The sequence below is a fragment of the Methylocystis sp. H4A genome (assembly GCF_015709545.1).
Taxonomy (GTDB): domain Bacteria; phylum Pseudomonadota; class Alphaproteobacteria; order Rhizobiales; family Beijerinckiaceae; genus Methylocystis; species Methylocystis silviterrae.
In genome coordinates, this window is sequence record NZ_JADNQY010000009.1 from 1 (window position 1) to 18,813 (window position 18,813).

At 58.7% G+C, this 18,813-nt stretch carries 14 protein-coding genes and 7 pseudogenes; 8 read left to right on the forward strand and 13 right to left on the reverse strand.

Annotated elements, in window-relative coordinates; genetic code table 11:
• Together IYW40_RS00620 and IYW40_RS00625 are read right to left on the reverse strand one after the other, a co-directional pair.
• Positions 1 to 388 (reverse strand): annotated as a pseudogene (locus IYW40_RS00620) (hypothetical protein); the annotation flags it as partial.
• Between the two features lie 215 nt (positions 389 to 603).
• Positions 604 to 1,377, reverse strand: a pseudogene (locus IYW40_RS00625) (ISL3 family transposase); the annotation flags it as partial.
• 275 nt (positions 1,378 to 1,652) lie between these two features.
• On the opposite strand from IYW40_RS00625, the pseudogene IYW40_RS22000 reads away from it, so the two are divergent.
• Together IYW40_RS22000 and IYW40_RS00630 are read left to right on the forward strand one after the other, a co-directional pair.
• A pseudogene (locus IYW40_RS22000) lies at positions 1,653 to 1,808 on the forward strand (cytochrome c biogenesis protein CcdA); the annotation flags it as partial.
• A 213-nt stretch (positions 1,809 to 2,021) separates the two neighbouring features.
• A pseudogene (locus tag IYW40_RS00630) lies at positions 2,022 to 2,156 on the forward strand (IS256 family transposase); the annotation flags it as partial.
• A 100-nt stretch (positions 2,157 to 2,256) separates the two neighbouring features.
• Here IYW40_RS00630 and IYW40_RS00635 read toward each other — a convergent pair.
• Positions 2,257 to 2,835 (reverse strand): dihydrofolate reductase, encoded by a 579-nt coding sequence (locus IYW40_RS00635; RefSeq protein WP_196399011.1) that lies wholly within the window; start codon positions 2,833 to 2,835, stop codon positions 2,257 to 2,259.
• Between the two features lie 352 nt (positions 2,836 to 3,187).
• Positions 3,188 to 4,376 (reverse strand): annotated as a pseudogene (locus IYW40_RS00640) (NADH-quinone oxidoreductase subunit D).
• A gap of 344 nt (positions 4,377 to 4,720) precedes the next feature.
• Between IYW40_RS00640 and IYW40_RS00645 the strand changes: the two are divergent.
• Together IYW40_RS00645 and IYW40_RS00650 are read left to right on the forward strand one after the other, a co-directional pair.
• A complete protein-coding gene (locus IYW40_RS00645) occupies positions 4,721 to 5,098 on the forward strand; it encodes a PRC-barrel domain-containing protein (RefSeq protein WP_196399012.1) in 378 nt (125 codons plus the stop codon).
• 61 nt (positions 5,099 to 5,159) lie between these two features.
• On the forward strand, positions 5,160 to 5,501 hold the full coding sequence (locus IYW40_RS00650; RefSeq protein ID WP_196399013.1) for a DUF6522 family protein: 342 nt from the start codon (positions 5,160 to 5,162) through the stop codon (positions 5,499 to 5,501).
• A gap of 178 nt (positions 5,502 to 5,679) precedes the next feature.
• On the opposite strand, the gene IYW40_RS00655 is transcribed toward IYW40_RS00650, so the two are convergent.
• Positions 5,680 to 6,180 (reverse strand): DUF892 family protein, encoded by a 501-nt coding sequence (locus IYW40_RS00655; protein ID WP_196399014.1) that lies wholly within the window; start codon positions 6,178 to 6,180, stop codon positions 5,680 to 5,682.
• 313 nt (positions 6,181 to 6,493) lie between these two features.
• Here IYW40_RS00655 and IYW40_RS00660 point away from each other — a divergent pair, with 313 nt between their 5' ends.
• Together IYW40_RS00660 and IYW40_RS21505 are read left to right on the forward strand one after the other, a co-directional pair.
• Positions 6,494 to 8,494: an aconitate hydratase gene (locus IYW40_RS00660; protein WP_196399015.1), complete on the forward strand. Its 2,001-nt coding sequence runs from the start codon at positions 6,494 to 6,496 to the stop codon at positions 8,492 to 8,494.
• Between the two features lie 354 nt (positions 8,495 to 8,848).
• A pseudogene (locus tag IYW40_RS21505) lies at positions 8,849 to 8,986 on the forward strand (methionine gamma-lyase); the annotation flags it as partial.
• A 315-nt stretch (positions 8,987 to 9,301) separates the two neighbouring features.
• Here the strand turns inward: IYW40_RS21505 and IYW40_RS00665 are convergent.
• From IYW40_RS00665 to IYW40_RS00685, 7 genes and pseudogenes are all read right to left on the reverse strand, one after another.
• Entirely contained in the window at positions 9,302 to 9,916 is a 615-nt protein-coding gene (locus IYW40_RS00665; RefSeq protein ID WP_281432848.1) for a patatin-like phospholipase family protein, read from the reverse strand.
• A gap of 313 nt (positions 9,917 to 10,229) precedes the next feature.
• Positions 10,230 to 12,845, reverse strand: coding sequence for a PAS domain S-box protein (locus tag IYW40_RS00670; RefSeq protein ID WP_348644209.1), 2,616 nt, complete (start codon positions 12,843 to 12,845; stop codon positions 10,230 to 10,232).
• 59 nt (positions 12,846 to 12,904) lie between these two features.
• Positions 12,905 to 13,876, reverse strand: coding sequence for a hypothetical protein (locus IYW40_RS21510; protein ID WP_348644210.1), 972 nt, complete (start codon positions 13,874 to 13,876; stop codon positions 12,905 to 12,907).
• Positions 13,809 to 14,186 carry a hypothetical protein gene (locus tag IYW40_RS21515; RefSeq protein WP_348644211.1) on the reverse strand — a complete coding sequence of 126 codons (378 nt, stop codon included), beginning with the start codon at positions 14,184 to 14,186 and terminating at the stop codon, positions 13,809 to 13,811. Before IYW40_RS21515 ends, IYW40_RS21510 begins: the two co-directional genes overlap by 68 nt.
• On the reverse strand, positions 14,077 to 16,239 hold the full coding sequence (locus IYW40_RS21520; RefSeq protein ID WP_246720561.1) for an NAD-glutamate dehydrogenase domain-containing protein: 2,163 nt from the start codon (positions 16,237 to 16,239) through the stop codon (positions 14,077 to 14,079). The genes IYW40_RS21515 and IYW40_RS21520 overlap by 110 nt, the downstream gene beginning before the upstream one ends.
• A gap of 77 nt (positions 16,240 to 16,316) precedes the next feature.
• On the reverse strand, positions 16,317 to 16,742 hold the full coding sequence (locus IYW40_RS00680) for an ATP-binding protein (RefSeq protein WP_196399016.1): 426 nt from the start codon (positions 16,740 to 16,742) through the stop codon (positions 16,317 to 16,319).
• A gap of 23 nt (positions 16,743 to 16,765) precedes the next feature.
• Positions 16,766 to 17,035, reverse strand: a pseudogene (locus IYW40_RS00685) (STAS domain-containing protein); the annotation flags it as partial.
• Positions 17,036 to 17,174: 139 nt separating this feature from the next.
• On the opposite strand from IYW40_RS00685, the gene IYW40_RS00690 reads away from it, so the two are divergent.
• Entirely contained in the window at positions 17,175 to 17,453 is a 279-nt protein-coding gene (locus IYW40_RS00690; RefSeq protein ID WP_196399018.1) for a PsiF family protein, read from the forward strand.
• A gap of 49 nt (positions 17,454 to 17,502) precedes the next feature.
• On the opposite strand, the gene IYW40_RS00695 is transcribed toward IYW40_RS00690, so the two are convergent.
• Positions 17,503 to 17,667: a hypothetical protein gene (locus tag IYW40_RS00695; RefSeq protein ID WP_170162625.1), complete on the reverse strand. Its 165-nt coding sequence runs from the start codon at positions 17,665 to 17,667 to the stop codon at positions 17,503 to 17,505.
• 539 nt (positions 17,668 to 18,206) lie between these two features.
• Here IYW40_RS00695 and IYW40_RS00700 point away from each other — a divergent pair.
• Positions 18,207 to 18,776: a hypothetical protein gene (locus IYW40_RS00700; protein WP_175095907.1), complete on the forward strand. Its 570-nt coding sequence runs from the start codon at positions 18,207 to 18,209 to the stop codon at positions 18,774 to 18,776.
• Positions 18,777 to 18,813: the final 37 nt, after the last annotated feature.

Here is an 18,813-nt window from a genome sequence, read left to right on the forward strand (position 1 = left end):
AACGCAAATGGATTTGTTCGACGAGGTGGGTCAGCGTTGGACGCTGCGGCTTCAGATAGACTTCCCGGATCGTCTGGCGGATCAACTTATGACGCGATTTGTCGAGAGCGAGCGCCCCTTTCGATCGGCCTCGCGGCTTCGGCTGAAGCGCCTCAACGGTGGGCGTTTCGCGATAGATCGCGACGAGGCGATAAAGTGTCGCGCGACTGATCCCGAGGTCCAAAGCAACATCTTCGACGTCGCTTGTTCGTAGCCGGTCGCCCGCGGAGCGGCCTAACAATTCTCTGATGGCCTCCTCGCGTCGACATGCCTCTAACCACTGCGGGTCGTCGGACCCCGTCGTGTCGGCGTCATCAGGGCAGGGCGCGTTCTCATTATTGCTGTTCATTTTTCGGCCGCGTCCATGAGAAATGGTTGAGCCGCAAATTCTCAATTCAACTGTACATCATTCGGGCGTTTTCTCAATTCAAATGTATACGCGTAAATCAGCAGCGTTTCGTAACGCATTGAAATTCAACAGGCCGATTTCTCAATTTCTGATGTGTCCTGACACAGGCTGGGAGAAATCATCACATCGCGTTCGTCGTCGCCGTCCTGCCCAGGCAACAAAGGACGCGCAGATGATCCTGTGGCGCGGCTGAGCTGCGCCTGAATAACATCGCGTAGGTTCTGCAGGATATGGAAGCGATCGGCGACTTGCCGCGCCTGTGGCGCGCCTTCGCGGGCGCCCTGAGCGAACAAACCGCAGCGATCACGACTGATGATCTCGATTTCGGGATGCTGCTTGAGCCAATTTGCGGTTCCGGTCATGGAGCGATCCGGCAATACATCGATCACTTCGCGCCGTTCCAAGTCCACGACGATGGTCCCGTATGTGGAACCCTTTCGCCAAGCCCAATCGTCGATTCCGACCACCCGAACGCCTAGCTCGGCGCCCCGCACTTTTGCTCGACGCTTGAGATGGCGCAAGATCGTATCGTCGCTGGTCGGCATGCCGATGCGATTCATCAACCTTTCGCCTGGACGGCCGCCAACGCTGTGCCCGAAGAGATGAAGCAGTTCGGAAGCGCGCTGCGTCCGGCGCGCGAAAGGGGTAGCGATTTCAGGCAACCGCTCGACAAACGTCTGCCGCTCACACGTCTTATTGCAACAGCGCCAACGCCGCATACGCAACTTCAGCGTCACGCTCGCTCCTTGCGCCGGAAGGTCTTGAAGTTTACGCTCATGCCAGCCGTGCCGATGGGTTGAATGCTGGCCGCAGTCAGGGCAACTGCCGGGACCCTCGGTCATCGCCATGATGCTCCAATGACCGTCCGCCTGCACGGCGTCTAAAACTCGCACGCCAAGTCCGGGAGCCCAGCCAAATTTCTCTTGCATAAGACAAAGCTATCGCCCGACACCCGTCGAGACAAATCCGTTTCAGAAATCGATGTCGACCCACACAGAATGAGGGAGACCCAGTCCCGTGTTGACGAGTTTGGCGGGAAAGGGCAGCGCGGCTTGGCCTGCCGCGCGACGTAGCGACCGCAGAATTCTGATCGACTGCGGCTTGTTTAAAGGTTGGCGCGAATTGGACGAAGAAGACTCCGAGTCGTTTGGTTTTGACACGCCCTGCATCGACGATCTGCTGTTCACCCAGGTGGGGTAGCTCGATCATCGCCGCCCTCGGCCTCGCGTTTCTGGCGGGGATTCTGTCGATCCTCTCCCCTTGCGTCCTGCTTCCGCTGCCGATCGTCCTCGGCGCCGCGGCGTCGGAACACAGAGTAGGGCCGTTGCTCTTGGCCGGGGGCGTCGCCGCATCCTTTGTCGTTGAACAGGGATCACTGAGCCGTCAAGCGAGTTGCGCGGCCAATGCTGGGATCCAAATCGTTCCGGTCCTACTGCGGCAACCCTTGGCAGTATCAAACTCATGCACATGATCCGCAATGGCCAGTTGCGCGCGACGGGCAGATTGCGTCCAGCGCAGCAGTTCTATTCGCTGGCGGGGTGAACCAGTCCGTCGTTTCAGGCGGGTCTCGTCCAGGACGGTTTCCGCTTTCATCGCCACCGCCTTTGCACAGGACGCCGCCGCGGCGGCCAAAGCGCAGTGGCGCAAGGTCGCCGCTCAGCTCCGCGCCACGCTTTCAAAACTCGCCGCCCTCATGGACGAGGCCGAGACCATTTTCTCGTCGGCCAATGCCGGAAAGTGCGGTGGTCTTCCCGCTTTAGCTACACCAGGCCAAAGGGCGCGATCGCTTTCGAACTCCGGCAGTCTTGTCAACCGAGCTTTGACGAACGTTGCCAGCTAACGATCGCCAGGCCTCTTTCTGGATCAAGCACCTGCCGCCGGCTGCGTTCGAGGCCATGGCTTACGAGCACTTCTTCGGGAGTCCGCGTGGGCACGTCGGGAAAGACCGGTCGCCCGCCGGGCAATCGTACATCTGGTACCCGCGACAGATAAAAAACGTCATAACGGTCCAGGAACATCCCGAACACCTCCGTACCGCCAATGATGCCAATGACGCCAATGCTGCCCTCTGGCGTCCCGAGCAAAGCCAAGGCTTGCTCGAATGAAGCACCGGCCGGATTCCAGAACAGTGCTTTTTCATTCGACGGGTTGGCAGCGATGGCGGGAACTTGCCTGGTCATGATCAATCGGCGGCGCAAATACGATCGCGACTGTTGCTCGTGGGAATGGCGCCCATGCACCACCACATCAACTCCGTTGAGCCCGCGTTCGAAGAAGTGTTGATCTGCCTCGAACTTGAGCGTGTCGGGCATGATCCCCGCGGCATTCGCGAGCATGCCATCCTCGGAGACGATGGCGTAACCTTCGATACGAAGAGGATGAGGCATGGAAAGCGTTTCCCACTTGGCTCAACGGACGTAAGTTGCTGCGTAGTGCTGTTGTCTAGAGCTTGAACAGGCCCATTGAATTGTATTTCTCGATCTCCTTCGCATTTGCCAAAGCAGGCGCGCCAACCCTTTCCGGCAAGCGTCTGCGCAGGGCGAGGCTGCGTCTCCGTCCAGCGCCTTCGTCCTGCGGCCATGACGTTCAAGACGAAGCGAAATTTGCACTCGATGCGATGCGCATCGTCGAGCAATTCCCAATCCTTGGCATTTGCTCGAAGCGCCTCGGCTTCTTCACGCTTAAGCGGCGGAACGCCGCCGCGGCAGGGCGTGCGAGCCGTATTTGTCAGCGCCGCTCTCATCGATCGATTTCGCCGAAGACGATGTCGAGCGAGCCGACGATCGCCGACACGTCGGCCAGCATATGACCGCGCATAAGGTAATCCGCGGCGGCAAGATGCGCGAAGGAGGGCGCTCTGATCTTGCACCTGTACGGCCTGTTGGAGCCATCGGAGACGAGATAGACGCCGAACTCTCCTTTGGGCGCCTCAACCGCCGCGTAGACCTCGCCGACTGGCACATGAAACCCTTCGCTGTAGAGTTTGAATTGCTCGATCATCGCCTCCATCGAGCGCTTCATGTCGGCGCGTTTCGGCGACGTTATTTTATGATCATCCACCGCGATCGGTCCGTTGCCTTCGCTTGACGCCAGTCTCTCCAGGCACTGCTTCATGATATGCGTCGATTGCCGCATCTCCTCCATGCGGACGCAATAGCGGTCATAGCAATCGCCATGCTTGCCGACAGGAATGCCGAAGTCGAATTCCGAGTAGCATTCGTAAGGTTGCGCCTTGCGCAAATCCCACGCCGCGCCGCAGCTTCTGACGAACACGCCAGAAAAGCCCAAGGCCCATGCGTCTTCGAGCGTCACGACGCCGATGTCGACGTTGCGCTGCTTGAAGATGCGATTATCCGTAAGCAGGCCTTCGAGATCGTCGCAGACCTTCAAGAAAGGATCGCAGAAAGCATAAATGTCGTCGAGAAGCTTTTCGGGCAAATCCTGATGCACGCCCCCGATACGGAAGTAGTTGGCGTGCATGCGCGCGCCGGAGGCGCGCTCATAGAACACCATCAGCTTTTCGCGCTCTTCGAAGCCCCACAAATTCGGAGTGAGGGCGCCGATGTCCGACGCCTGCGTGGTGACATTGAGGAGATGAGAAAGAAGCCGACCGATCTCACAAAACAGCACGCGGATGAGTTGCGCTCGTTTCGGAAGCTCGAGCGCGAGCAGTTTTTCCGTCGCCAGACAGAAGGCGTGTTCTTGATTCATCGGCGCGACATAATCCAGGCGGTCGAAATAGGGCAGCGCTTGTAGATAGGTTTTGTTTTCGATCAGCTTCTCGGTTCCCCGATGCAAGAATCATATGCGGATCGACGCGCACGACCACCTCGCCGTTTAGTTCAAGCACAAGTCGGAGCACGCCGTGAGCCGCTGGGTGCACTGGTCCGAAATTTATCGTGAAGTCGCGTTCCGATGTGAGACTCATGATGACGCCCGAGCGATCCGTTGAGACAACGCCCTGAAAACGCGTATGTTCCCTCGAAACTCAGGGCCCAACAACTCGAACAACGCTGCGCCGCTTATGATTGTTCGAACATCTGATGACGGCGACCATTGCCCAGCCAGCAACTTTTTTTCCCGATTCGTGCGTTATCTTGTGCAGCATGATGCCGGCCTTCGCGTCCATCCTGAAACCCGTCGAGACGAGGTGCAAAAGTTGTCGATCGCAATTCGCGTTCGAAGTCGTCCCAACAAGGCGCTCGGATCGACAGTTCTTTTGCGACGTCGAAGGTGGCGCTCGACCCCACTTACCTTCATAGGAGTTGGAAAATGGCTACCGCCACTGCCCATCCGAAGTTCAATCTGATCTCGAGCGAACACGTCGTGGGTGCTAAGGTTTATGATCCGAGCGGAAAGGAGATTGGCGAAATCGACCACCTGATGATCGATGAGATCTCGGGGCAAGCGCGCTATGCCGTAGTAAACTTCTGCGGTTTCATGTGCCTGCGCCCAGGCCACCACCCGTTGCCATGGAGCTCACTCAAATTCGAAAAATCGCGAGAAGGCTACATCACGAACGTCACCCAGCAGCAGCTCGAGGCCGCCCCTGAATTCAGCGACGACAGCTGGAGCGATCGGGATTGGGAGATGCGTGTGCATCAGCACTACAGCGCGCGCCCGTACTGGGAGGAAAGCGCAGCGTTATAGATCGTTGTGAGGGCGCTTGGGATGTAATTCAAGCGACGCGGCTTGGGCTGGAACAAGACAAATGAGCGCGGATGCAGCAGATCCATCGTCGACGCTCCTGGGCGCGGCCTCCACTACGATGATCGCGTTCGAGGACGATACGATTCAGATTCCCGCCGCAATTATCGCACATGGGCTTGATCTTGAAATCCCTGCGGTTCAATCGCTAATGCGCGACGGGGAAGTGACGAGCCGTTGCGAGAAGGGTGAGAACGAGGATGCGGGGCGATATCGGCTGACATTTTTCTATAAGGGTCGGCGCTTTCAGTTGGTCATCGACTCGACGGGTAAAATCCTCCAACGATCAGTGATTGATTTCGGTGACAGGGCATTGCCGGCCTCGTTGCGCAAGCCCGGAATTTAGGGCGTGACCAGTGCCCCGGGAGAGCCGGTGGCGCCTGAGATTCGTGATGGAAAAAGTAAGGCTTCGGCAGCGGCGCCCAAGCGGTTTCTACCCCTGTCGCCATGGCGACAGTAGTTGAACCAGGCGCGCGCGACGCAGCGCTCGCGATCGAAGAGAGGCTGGGCCGATCCCTTCGTCTTTACGGCTTGGAAAGCGTCGAGGTTTCTCCGTCGGGTGTCTCTTCACGACCGAGGTGCTCGACGGTTGCGGATGCAAGGTAATTCATGAGCCAATTCAGCATCGCCTTTTCTCGAAGCAGAATATCCTCACAAACTCCACGCGTCTCCTCGTCTCCCACAGACGCGGCTGAGGCAATTAAAATATTATAGCATGAAATCTCCGTGATGGCTCGTTTGACGAGCTTATCGCCCACGAACGCGCCGCTAAGACCCTGCCCCATAGCGACACATTGTCCTGCCGATTCTCTCCAACTTGGCCCGCCTTCACCGCTCCGCTCTCCATACCCCTGCAGTGCGGCTGCCTGATCCCGTGCTTCTTGGAGATGGCGTTCAATTTGCGCTTTGACATCTGGGTAGTTTTCGATCCCCTCAGCGAGTGCGTCGAGCATTGTCGTGGCTTGCTTCTCCATTGCCTGGGCGTCACGAAGCCAATCCGTTAGTCGTGTCTCTGCGGTCGCCATGCGTTCTATCCGTGTAACAGTTGATAGGGACCACGGAGAGATCGCGGATTTGACGCAATAGCGCCCGCCAAAACCAATTTACCCGGCAGCGGTCGAGGTGTCGCGAAAGCGCACGGCAAATGATCAATGCAGCTCATAGCGTGATAGCCGCAGTTTGCGAAAATGATAGAGTTGTCTTGGAAAAGTCGTACCTGCGTCGGCAGCCCGTGTGTGTGACAATTTCGGAAACACCTTTGCCAATCGAGCGTTGCCGCTCTATCTCTTTGCGAAGAGAAGATGAAGCGCCTCGTAAGCAGCCGTTTCGGCGTCCGCAATGGCCTTGAGCGTAGCCCAGAAGCTGATCGAATCCCACCGTGTGAACGGGAGCGGGCCAGTTGGCGCACCGCTTGCGCTGCGAATCGATCAGACTCTCACGCAGGATGCGACTGGCACGCTCGCGATGCTTTCGCTCGAAGCGATGGAGCTGGATCGAGTGATGACCGAGGTGAGCGTTCAATATGTCGATCACAATCTCTTGCAGGTCGACAATCTGAACGCGGAAGATCACCTCTTCCTGGAAAGTGCGTGCCGGAAATACGGGATATGGTATTCGAGGCCCGGCAATGGCATTAGCCATGTCGTTCACATGGAGCGTTTCGGGCGTCCCGGTAAATCGCTGCTAGGCTCCGATAGTCATACGCCGGCCGCTGGTTCGCTCTGCATGCTAGCGATCGGCGCCGGGGGACTCGACGTCGCGCTCGCAATGGCGGGCGAACCCTATTCGACGACAATGCCGGCGATATTCGGCGTGGAGTTGACGGGCTCGCTACCGGATTGGGTCAGCGCCAAGGATGTCATCCTCGAAATGCTGCGGCGTCACGGCGTTGCCGGTGGCGTCGGCAAGATTATCGAATACCATGGCCCTGGGCTGCGTAACCTGACGGCGATGGACAGGCATGTGATCGCCAATATGGGCGCAGAGCTTGGCGCGACGACCTCCGTCTTTCCTTCCGACGAAATGACGCTGGCGTTTCTGGAGTCGCAGGGAAGGGGGCAAGACTGGTGTGAAATCTCCGCGGACACCGGCTGCGGCTATGACCAGCACGATCACATCGATCTCTCGAAACTCGAACCGCTCATCGCTAAGCCGTCGAGTCCTGGCAAGGTCGTCGCCGTACGGGAAGTTCAAGGCGAAGAGATCGCTCAATCCTACATCGGCTCTTCCGCCAATCCGGGGTGGCGGGACTTTGCCATCGCCGCGGAAATCGTCCGGGGGCGAACGGTCCCGCCCGGCATCTCCTTCGATGTGAATCCGACGTCGCGGCAAGTGCTGCAGATGCTGATCAATGATGGGCGGCTTGGCGCGCTTGTCGCCGCCGGCGCCCGAATTCACCAGACCGGATGCAATGGCTGCATCGGCATGGGGCAAGCTCCGGCGATCGGACGGAATTCGCTTCGCACGACGCCGCGCAATTTCCCGGGACGTTCGGGAACCGAAGAAGATTCGGTGTTCCTGTGTTCTCCGGAAACGGCGGCTGCATCCGCTCTCGTCGGCAAGATCATCGATCCGAGGACGCTGGGCATTGCCTATCCGAAACTCTCGCAACCAGCGATCCCGTGTTTGCCACCCTCACTGCTCGAGCCGCCGCTTCCGATCGAGCAAGCGAGAGAAGTCACATTGGTAAAGGGGTCGAACATCAAATCGCTGCCGGAATTAGATCCGCTTCCCGATGAATTGGAGCTGCCTGTGCTTCTCAAGATGGGAGACGACGTCTCGACCGACGAAATTATGCCGGCGGGAGCGAAGGCATTGCCTTATCGTTCCAATCTCCAGAAGATCGCTGACTTTTCATTCGAACGCGTCGACCCGACCTATGTCGATCGCGCGAGGGCCACCGGTCAAAAGGCGGGACATGCCGTCGTCGCCGGCAAGAACTACGGTCAGGGCTCCTCTCGCGAGCATGCCGCCGCGGCGCCGCGCTATCTCGGCCTCAGGATCGTGATTGCGAAGAGCTTCGCCCGAATCCATCGGCAAAACCTCATCAACTATGGAATTCTTCCGCTCCTTTTCGTCGAGTCGACGGACTATGATCGGTTGGAGGCGAACGATACGCTCCAGATCCCGGATTTGCGCCAGAAGCTCGAAAGCAGCGGGAAAATCGTGTTGCAATCCGCGAACGTCACAATAGAGACGCAACACGGTCTGACGTCCGATCAAATCGAGATCATTCTCGCTGGCGGCGTCGTCAACCACCGTCGAAACGGCAGGCGCAAGGGAAGCTGGTACGACGCGCTGACGTCGAGATCGTCGATCAACGCCGAACACGATATCTGACGAACCGATGATCGTGTAAAGCGACAAACGGCGGTTCTATGCTGTCTTGCGCTTGCGCCGGATTCGATCGTCTCCTCATCTCCATCCATAAGCTCCACGCGCCAAGCCAGTTTCTGCATAGCCGGCGCGCGCTCGACGATTGTGGAGCGGAATCGTCCTACCTTCGGCACAACGCAATGATGACTTTGGCTCTCTTGTCCGACTTCGGCGTCGTGTTGGGGCGCGCGAGCACGTTGATCGTCGAGCCGTGTCTGATATCGCGCTGATCGTCCAGAACGCTTTTGGCGTTCACGTCTCGACGGGAAAGTCGCCTTGGGCGGCGCTTGGCTGGTGCCGCATTTCGGTAAATGCGGCATTTCCGAGGACATTGGGCGCAAACAGGGCTTCAGACCGATCGTCTGTTGCGACAACAGGCTCCTTGGGCCGGTTTTCCGGTCGCCGCTCCGGCATGGGCCGATCTATCGCCTTTTTTTGACGAAATACGTCGGCGGCCGCCATCTCATCGGTGATATTGCGCAAGCCTTTGGATAACCCTATGAGCGCGACGCTTGGCGTCTGAATCTCTATTTTGCGCGGGATATCACCGTCATTGTCGATCGAATGGACGACCGTCGTAGATTAGCGTTCTGTGCGGCGAACCCGCAAAATTTGCTACTCCCAGCCTTTTCCGACTCCCATGCTCATGGCCTGCAATGAGTCGGCCAATTCGATCCTTTTGCGTTCGACTGCATCCTCACCTTCCCGGCCTCCTTCGCGCGATCGAACTCCAGCAGCCCGATATGGCCGACGCGCGGCGTGATATGCACGTCAGGCAGGTCTCCCGCCAAGCGTGAACGCGTCAGGCGATCCTGCATGATGCCTAAAGACGTCGACATCACGCCGAACAAGCTCGGTCGGTCTCTCTCCTGCTGAAAAATTCCACGCGTTAGCCCGGTCGGAAGCGCGGCGTTCGAGATATTGGTGATGCCTTGCGTAAGCGTTAGCGGAACGAACCCAAATGCGGTCCGAACATTCGCCGCGGTGCTGCGCGATTTGCCAATGATGTCGGTGTTGAGATTTGATCGCAATGACCATATCCGCGCCCAACGCGCGACAAGCCGCGACAGGCAAGGGGTCGACCAGCGCGCCGTCTGCAAGCAAGCGGCTCTCGATTTCCGTGGGCGGCAACAATCCGGGCAAGGCTAAGGACGCGTGCACCGCGTCGGCGAGGTCGCCCTGCCGCAACCATATTTCATGTCCGGTCACCAAATCGGTTGCGACAGCGACAAAGGGAATCCGCAAATCTTCAATGCGGCGCGAACCGAGAAATCGTCGTATTTCGGTGACGATTCTGTTTCCGCTGAGCAGTCCGCCGCGGCCAAAATGCAAATCGAGGTAACTCAAGATGTTCCGCTTGTTTAGCGACAGCGCCCAGCTTTCCAATTCGTCGAGTTGTCGTGTGAGATAGCATGCGCCGACGCGCGCCCGCTGAACAGCCTGCCATGATGTCGAATCCGATTCCAAGGCGCGACAAGGCGTGTATCACCCCAATATGCGCCCAGCCTCTCGCCACGCCGCTGCTCAAGGCAAGTCCGACCTTGCGGCGCTGGGACGGGTTTATGGAGTCAGCGATCGCCACGGAACGGCCCCCATGGAACCGGTGTCGAGCCCCCCGCCGCTCGGCGTCTCCTCGTACCGCGTTTGCCGGAGCCCAGAATCCGTTCAATATAGGGGCGAAGTTGGCGGAATCTATTGTTCACGAAATCTCCATGATCACCATCGCGATATCGTCGCTTCGAGGCGCGTCGCCGCAAAACTCGCGCATATCGGCCAGCACTTCGGTGATCAGCGTTTCTGGCGCAAGATCACGGTGCGCCCTGAACGCCTCGCATAGGCGATCGACGCCAAAGAAATCGCCACGGCGATTTTGGGCCTCCGTGACTCCGTCGGTGTAGAATAGGAGCTTGTCGCCGGCGGAAAGTCCGATGCTACGCTCCTCGAAATCGACGGCGCGCTTCACGCCAAGCACCAGGCCATCCGCGTCCAATAAGGCGCAGGCGCTTTGGGACGACCGCAGCAACAACGGAGAATTGTGGCCGGCGTTAGCATATTTCAAGGTTCGGGTCTCGGACAGAAAACGGAAATAGAACATCGTGATGAACAATTCGGCCCGAGTGAGGTCGTGATGAAGTAGCTCATTCAAATCGCGCAAAACCTGCGCCGGGCCAGTTGGCGCGCCAATTGATCTGCGGGTTTCGGCTCGTAACGTGCTGCGCACTTCGGTCATGATGAGCGCCGCCCCGACGCTGTGACCGGAGACGTCGGCGATCACGACATCGACGCCGCCGGAATTGTCAAAATAGTCGAAATAGTCTCCGCCCACATGGGTTGCGGGTAGGCAAACGCCGGCCAGTTCGGCGCGGGGCAGGCGAAGTGGCGCGTCCGGCAGCAACGAAAGCTGAATATGCTTCGCGATCTCCAATTCATGCCGGCTCTCCTCCGCTTTGCGCCGTTCGGTGACGTCCGTCTGGATGCCGATATAATGCGTGATTGCGCCGGCGTCGTCCACGACCGGCGAGATCAGCAACTCGTTCCAAAAGGCGGAGCCGTCCTTTCGGTAGTTCTTCAGCGTAACTTCGCAGCTTTGTCCTTTGGAGATGGCGCGACGAATTTCATCGAGCGCCGCCGGATCGGTTTCGGGGCCTTGCAGCAGATTCATGCTGTGTCCGAGCAGCTCCTCGCGCGTATAGCCCGTGATGCGAGAAAGCGCCGGATTGACGTAAATATTGGGGTTTCCAGGAATTCGCGCATCGCAGATCACAATGCCGATGTGCACGGATTCGATCGCGCGATTGCGAACGCGCAGAGCGTCTTCGTACTGCTTTCGCGCTGTAATGTCATGGTCCACGCCACGCCATTTGATCAACTCGCCATTGGGGTCAAATATCGGGGAGCCAGTCGACTCGGTGTAGATGTCATGCCCGTCCTTGTGACGGTAATGATTGACGAGCCGGTGAAACGGATGACAATTTTCGGCCGAATAGGAAGGAAGCTCCGCCATCCAATGTTCGGGGGGCTCCCCTGCGAATAAGTCAAGATAGCTTTTTCCCAGGATCTCTTCCGGCTCCAACCCGAGAATGTCTCGCACCGCGACGCTGCTATAGATGTAGCGGCCCCGCGGGTCCTGTTCCCAAAGCCATTCGCCGGCCATCTCCGCGACATGTCGGAAACGTTGTTCGCTTTCGGCGAGCGCCTCCTTATCCTGCTTTTGTTGCGTGACGTCCTCCTGAATCGCCAAGAAGTGGGTGATTTCGCCCCGAGCGTCGCGCAAAGGCGTAATCGTTTCCTGCGCCCAATAGAGTTCGCCGCTCTTCTTCCGATCCTGGATTTTTCCGCGCCATTCGCTGCCGCCGCAAATGGTTTCCCAGGGACGGCGATATTGCTCGCTCGCCTTATGATTCGATTGCAGCAGACGTGGATTCTGGCCGATCAGTTCGTCAGCTTCGTACCCCGTCAAATGGACGAAACGGTTGTTCACATATTCAATACGCCCTTCCTTGTTCGAAATCATCACAGCGGCGGGGCTCTGCTCCACTGCCGCCGAAAGGGTTATAAGCCGCTCCTCGACGCGCTTTAGCCTGGTCAGATCGTGAGTGACCCCGACGAAGTATCGTTTCCCCTCCAACCAGATCTCGCCAATGGATAAATACATTGGGAAGGTCGAGCCGTCCTTGCGCCGTCCGGAGACCTCCCGGCCTATGCCGATGATCTTCTTGACGCCGGTTTCGCGATACGTTGAAAGGTAGCCGTCGTGAGCGTCGCGATATGGCGCAGGCATCAGCAACTTGACGTTGGCGCCGAGCGCCTCCTCCGCGCGATAGCCGAAGAGCGTCTCGGCTCCCGCGCTGAACAATTGAATTTTGCCGCCTTCGTCGATGACGACAAGGCCATCGACCATCCTACCGAAGATGGCTTCGAGCTTTACCTTGATGTCGCGCAGCGCGACGTCTTCGCTTGGCGTGGATTCAGGGGGGCGAAGCTTCAACAGAGCCCCTGTGGCGCTATTCCCAAGCGGATAGGCCGCACAGACGGCGTCGACCTTGCTTCCATCCTTGCGACGAAATCGAATGTCCAACCCCGCGCCCGACGGCGTTGATGGGTCCAGCGCCGGCGCGGCCGGACGCGTATCGTCCTTTCTGCTCGAGATTTCGAGCTTCGGGACCAACCGATGGCCGATCAACTCTTTTTCCGCGTAACCAGTCAACCGTTCAGCCGCGCCATTCATCGCGCGCAGCGCGCCGGCCTCGTCCAGCAGGCAGAGGCCTTCGTCAAATGCATCGAGGATCGAGCGTGCAGGCGGGTTTTTGATCACGGCGCCAACTCCTTTGCATCGTGCAACGCCGAGCGCGTTGTTGGCTCTGTCTCCATCATCTAGGCTGCCGCGCGGGCGTCGCACACCGCGCTGCTCGCATCGATCAGCGTGTCGAGTTCGGCGCCGAAGGCCGCGAAGGCCGCGAGCGTCGGCATGGCCGCCTCGATCAATTCGGCGCGCGATCGCTGAAGCTTGGCCAAATGAGACTCGAACCCAAGACGTCGGAAGAACGCCGGCGGTTCTCGCAAACCCATTCGCAACTCGAACGACGCTACGCGCGCCGGCGCCCCGCGAAACCGGTCGTCGAGCGCGGTCTGCAACCGTCGCTCCCAGGCGTTCCGCGCCTTAACTTCGGCCAGAAGCGTTGCGATCTGACGCAGTCCAAACAGAACGACCGCGTCGTCGTAAAGCTCGGCCGCAACCCGGATGTCCTGCCCCGCGGACTGAGACAGCTCCACCAGAATCGGAAAGTCGCGCAGCCTGTTCAAGAACAATTGCCGCGAGACCTCGGGAGCAGTCGAACCCAAAATCGCGAACTCCGCGCTTTCGCTGAAGTGATCAAGATAGTCTCGCAGATATCCGCGCCATTCGGCGATTTCGTCCTTGCGTGGTTGGAGGCGTCGGCCACACTGCAATGCCCAGCGGCACAGGTACGCCAGGGCGTTCTCGAGCTGCAGGAGATATTCATACTGACGGCTGGTCGTCATTTTGCCGTCCAGGGCGCGCACGGCGTCGCGCCATCGATCGCCCTCTAAAATCTGGTCGAAGGCCAAATAAAGCCCAACCGCGTCAATGAGCAGGTCTGGAACCAGCCCTTCGCTGCAAAGGAGAAAGCAGCCGCCTGCTTGATCGATCACCTTGTTGCAAATCATCGTCGCGGCGATCCCTCGCGCGAGCGGATGATCCTTCAAGTGATCCGCGTAGCGCGAGCGCACCACCTCCGGAAAATAACCGGCGAGAAGATCATTGGCCCATTCCCCTTGTAAAAAGCTTGCGGCCTCGAGCAGAGTCCGCTTCAGCCAACTTCGAATAGGCCGTCAGCAAGGCGAGCTCCGGCCTTGTCAGTCGCTTTCCGGCGCGAGCCAAGACATCCTTGCGCGACGGAAAGGCGTGGAGCGTTCGATCCAATAGCCCCACGTTCTCGAGTTGATCGGCGAGATCCATGAACGGTCCGATATCTTCGAGACTACGCTCGCTGTCCAACGACAGGCACAGGCTCTGCCGATAATTGTCATTCAGCACGGATGTGCAGACATCGTCGGTGAGCGCATTGAGAAGTTGATTTCGATCCTTGTCGCCAAGGACATCGGGTCGGCCGACAAGAGGCGAGCGCAGGAGAATCTTGAGATTGACCTCGTGATCCGAGAGGTCGACCCCGGCGGAAATTGTCCACCGCGTCGGTGTTGATGCGACCGCCGTTCAGGGCATATTCAACGCGCGCGCGTTGAGTGAAGGCAAGGTTCGCGCCCTCCCCAACGACCTTGGCGCGAAGCTGGATCGCGTCAACGCGCGCGCCGTCATTGGCGCGGTCGCCGACGCTCTCGTTGGTTTCGGAGCTCGCCTTGACATAGGAGCCGACGCCACCCATCCATAACAGGTCCACGGGCGCGGTTAACAGGAGGCGGATGAGGCCTTCCCCGTCGATCGAGGGATGTCGTACGCCAAGCCACGCTCGCACCTCGGTGCTCAGTGGAATGTCCTTGTCGTCTCGCCGAAACACCCCTCCGCCCCCGGAAATGAGCTCCGGATTGTAATCCAGCCAGGTGGAATTCGGCGTGTCGAACAAGCGGCGGCGCTCCGCTAAGGAAGGCAGCGGGTCGGGACTGGGGTCGATAAATATATGCCGCGAACTGAATGCCGCGAGCAGGCGAATATTGTTCGTTTGCAACATTCCGTTGCCGAAAACATCGCCATCCATCGAGCCGACGCCGACGACGGTGAACGCTTGCTCGTCGATGTCGCGTGCCAATTCGTGGAAATGCCGTTTCACGCAGACCCAGGCGCCGCGGGCGGTGATGCCGAGTCTTTTATGGTGAAACCCATTCGATCCGCCGGTCGCGAAGGCGTCTCCAAGCCAGAAGCCATACGACTGCGCGATTTCGTTGGCGTGATCCAACCATGTCGCGGTCCCCTTGTCGGCGGCGACGACAAGATAGGGATCGGCGTCGTCATAGCAAACGAGTTCGGGCGAATGCGTCGCTCGCGAGTTCTCCAAATTGTCGGTCAGATCCAGCAATCCTCGAATGAAATCACCGTAGGCCGCCTTCGCGAGGCTCTCGCGCTGTTTGGGGTCCGCGCAAGGGCGCTTGAGGACAAACCCGCCTTTGGCGCCCTGAGGAGCGATCAAGGCGTTCTTGACCATTTGCGTTTCCATTGGATCGAGAATCTCACCACGCAAATCGTCCGGGCGATCCGACCAGCGAACGCCTCCGCGCGCCACTTTGGCGCCGCGCAAATACACGCCTTCCATCAAGCGCGAGTGGACGTAGATTTCCGTCATCGGCCTTGGGTTCGGCATGTTAATCACGCCAAGGCTATCGATTTTAATTGCAATGCCGCGATCGACCCGATCGCCACGGAAATAGAAATTCGTGCGCAGGGTGGCGTCGATAAGATTGAAGAGATCGCGCAAGATGCGATCATCATTTACGTCCGAGACTTTGTCGAGGCCGGCGATGAGTTGCAACCGGATTGATGTCAACGTGTCCAATTCAAGTTGAAAGGAGTTCTTCGCGACGCCGTTTGGTTCGAAGCGGGCCTCGAAATAGCGATGCAGCAGACGCGCGACCTCGACATTGTCCAGGAGCGCCTGGTAAACGCGGCCTCGTCCAAGACGGCCTCCAAGCTGGAGGTAATAATTGCAATAGGTCCGAAATAGATCGATCTCCCGCCAATCGAATCCCGCGAGCGAGGTCAGCCTGTTCAGAGCGTCGTCCTCCGCCTGGCCGGCGAGCAGGACGTCCAGCGCGCGCAGGAGTTGTTTGGCGGAGGCTTGGAGGACGCCGACGCCTTCATTCCCTGGCTCGACGAGGAAGCTGCGAATGAACCCTCGTTCGGCGTCGAGCGTTATTTTGAATTGGACCTGATCGACGACACGAAGTCCCAAATTTTGCAAGATCGGCAACAGCTCGTCGAGAGGGCGCTCCCTCATGCTGAAAATTCGGATCTCGTGGCGTGCGACGGCGCCGTCGGTCAGCCGACGCACATCGACGGCGTCGCGCCTACGATTCGCCGCTGCGCTCAGCAACAGCAAGTCGCGACCGGCGCGTTGCGCAGAGTTGAAAGGACGATAGTTCGCGGGGAATGCGCGCTCGATCGAATAGGGTGGCGGCTCCCGCTGCAATCTCCGGGCCGCGCGCTTGAGGAAATTTGAAAGATTCGTTTCCCAGTCCATGGTCGAATTGCGGTTGCGGCGTCGCCTTCCATCCGTTGTCGGCGTCGAGCAAGGCCCTAAGCCGTAACCGGTTCTGGTTATGTCAGCTTCTTGCGCATCTCGAGAACGTTGCCGGAGTCCGTGCTGTGGTACTCAACAGAATCCATTAAGGAGCGAATAAAGAAGATCCCGCGCCCACGTTCGCTCAAGTCATCGAAGTCGGGCGTCGGGACGGCCGCGAGATCGAAACCTTGTCCGTGGTCATAGACTCGAACCCAAAGATCGTTGTTTTCGATCGATAGGCATATTCTGACGGTCTCTTTTGTGCCGCTGCCGCCGCTAAATTCAATGGCGTTGGCCACCGCTTCGGTGAGAACGAGATTAAGGTGGTACGCCAAAGTGTCCTGGTCGCAATTTCGTGTGTCCAGCTCCTTGGCGATCTGTTCGGCGATGTTTCCAACCACTCGCAGGTAGCGCGTTTGGTTTGGGACAACGATATCCAAGTTCAGGATTGTCTCGGACATATCAGCCAGCCGGCCCCTCCGCCTTAACTGCCCAGCGCGTCCTGCAGGCCAGGGTAGATATCGAATACGCGGTGCAGCCTGGTGAGTTCCAACATCGACTTGACGCGAGGCTGCAGACCCGCCAGCGCAAATGCGCTCGAACGCAGGTTGGCGTTCTTATAACCGGACAACAGCGCTCCTAAACCCGAGCTGTCGATGAACTGGACCTGACCGAGATCGACGATGAGATTATGAGCGCCGTCTTCGAGAATCTTATGAATTCGGTCCTTCAACTCGTTGGAGTTGTGTGCGTCGAGTCGGCCTGCTCACGCTCGGAATATGGATCGGCCCGACTTGGGAAGGGATAGTGTTTGACGCCCTTGGGATGGCTTCTCTGGTCGCCCTTCTTTGGTTGTTCTAGCAGTGAAAACGCGCACCTTTGAGGAAGACAACATGTTGAAAAGGATTTTGGCCGCCGCGATCTTCGCCGCTGGCGTTTCCGCTGCGGCTTCCGCTCAAACGCCGCCTCCCGCTCCGGACTGCGCCGCCCGGGCTACCGAGAAGAAACTGCATGGCGCGGCGCTGAACAGCTTCATGAAAAAGTGCGAAAGGGACACCGCCGCTGCTTCCTGCGAAGCTGCCGCCGTCGAGAAAAAGTTGGCGGGCGCCGCCAAGACGAGCTTCACGAAGAAGTGCGTCAAGGACGCGACGGCGACGTCGAATGCTCAATAGCGCGCTGCGCGGGACCTCGGCGGCGACGCCGCTGCGAGCCGGCGGTTCATCAGGCGTGTTTCGCGAGACGGGCGGCGGCGCCAATCGTTGCCCCCAAGAATGCTCCCACTGCGCTTCCGATCACGCCGAACAGTGAACCAACCAAGGCGCCAACCGTTGCGCCGACTGCGGCCCCGGAAATGGCGGAAATCTCGCTCTCGGTGCGGGCTGTCATCGGTCATTCTCCCGGTTAATAAAAAGGGCGCAGTTGTCACAATCCCAGATCATAGGCGGGCGGCAATGGTAAGCAACCGCATGACGTCCGGGAATAAGCCGTCGTGACGCAGCTCGCAGCCCCGTTTGCCTCGGCGCGCTTCAGAACTATTTGGCCGGCGTCGCATCATAGTGACGTTTGCAGCGACCTCGCCCGCGGTTTCACAGCCGTGGGCCTTTTTTCAGGTTCACGCCCAGGGTCCCGCTGCTCAGACCTTGCAAATGGAGCGTCGCCGTTCGGACGTGCGCTTGCGAGGCTTTTTTGGCTTTATGTGGCCTTGGCGCTATCGTGCCGCCTACGTGCGGACGCTTCACGCAGCATCTGTCCTGGGAAGAGCTTTTCTCCGGGGCTCCGTTAGCGCTTGGCCTTGTCGAAGGCTTCAAGCGGGGGCATGCTGATATCTGAGACGCCGACCACAGGGCAAATGACCGCTCAGATGGGCAAGGGCGCACAAAGAGGCCGGCTTCGATTCAAGAGTACTGAGCTTCGGGAGAAACTCCATGGAATCGAATGAAACGACTGCGCTCGAACAGTCTCGCGAATTTACCGAAGTCGTAGGCCTGTTCGACTCGCTTGATAAGCTGCAGTCCGCCATTGACAATTTGATGACTCATGGATTCGATCGATCCGAAATCAGCCTGCTCACCGAAGACGCGAAGACGCGCGAAAAGGTTGGATCGAAACGCTCGGTCGAAATCGAGGACAGCGATGAAGCTCCTCGCATTTCCTACATCGAAGCCGAGTCGCTTAATGAAGGCAAAGCTGCGCTCATCGGCCTGCTCTTCTATGTTGGCGCCATTGCTGGCGCGATCGCCATTTGGACCATCTACGGCAGTTTCGCCGAGGCGATCGTTGCGGGCATTGGCGCTGGTATGGCCGCCAGCCTAGTTGGCGTGGGCGTCGGCGCATTCATTCGACGTCGTCAGCGCAATTGGGTGCAGGCGCAATTAGCGCGCGGCGGGCTGTTGCTGTGGGTGCGAACCCGGACCGAAGAACATGAACGCGCCGCCATGTCTGCCATGCAGAACAATGGAGGCCACGACGTGCATGTTCATAGGCTGGCGGCATAGGCCTGACGATCCAGACTGATCGCTGCTGACCCTGTTA

What these genes read in the sequence shown, in the direction of transcription:
- IYW40_RS00650 (WP_196399013.1), top strand. Translation starts at nt 5,160, where the DNA reads ATGAGCGCGGATGCAGCAGATCCATCGTCGACGCTCCTGGGCGCGGCC.
- IYW40_RS00680 (WP_196399016.1), bottom strand. Translation starts at nt 16,742, where the DNA reads ATGTCCGAGACAATCCTGAACTTGGATATCGTTGTCCCAAACCAAACG.
- IYW40_RS00700 (WP_175095907.1), top strand. Translation starts at nt 18,207, where the DNA reads ATGGAATCGAATGAAACGACTGCGCTCGAACAGTCTCGCGAATTTACC.
- IYW40_RS00645 (WP_196399012.1), top strand. Translation starts at nt 4,721, where the DNA reads ATGGCTACCGCCACTGCCCATCCGAAGTTCAATCTGATCTCGAGCGAA.
- IYW40_RS00660 (WP_196399015.1), top strand. Translation starts at nt 6,494, where the DNA reads ATGGCCTTGAGCGTAGCCCAGAAGCTGATCGAATCCCACCGTGTGAAC.
- IYW40_RS00690 (WP_196399018.1), top strand. Translation starts at nt 17,175, where the DNA reads ATGTTGAAAAGGATTTTGGCCGCCGCGATCTTCGCCGCTGGCGTTTCC.
- IYW40_RS00655 (WP_196399014.1), bottom strand. Translation starts at nt 6,180, where the DNA reads ATGGCGACCGCAGAGACACGACTAACGGATTGGCTTCGTGACGCCCAG.
- IYW40_RS21520 (WP_246720561.1), bottom strand. Translation starts at nt 16,239, where the DNA reads ATGGACTGGGAAACGAATCTTTCAAATTTCCTCAAGCGCGCGGCCCGG.
- IYW40_RS00635 (WP_196399011.1), bottom strand. Translation starts at nt 2,835, where the DNA reads ATGCCTCATCCTCTTCGTATCGAAGGTTACGCCATCGTCTCCGAGGAT.
- IYW40_RS00695 (WP_170162625.1), bottom strand. Translation starts at nt 17,667, where the DNA reads ATGACAGCCCGCACCGAGAGCGAGATTTCCGCCATTTCCGGGGCCGCA.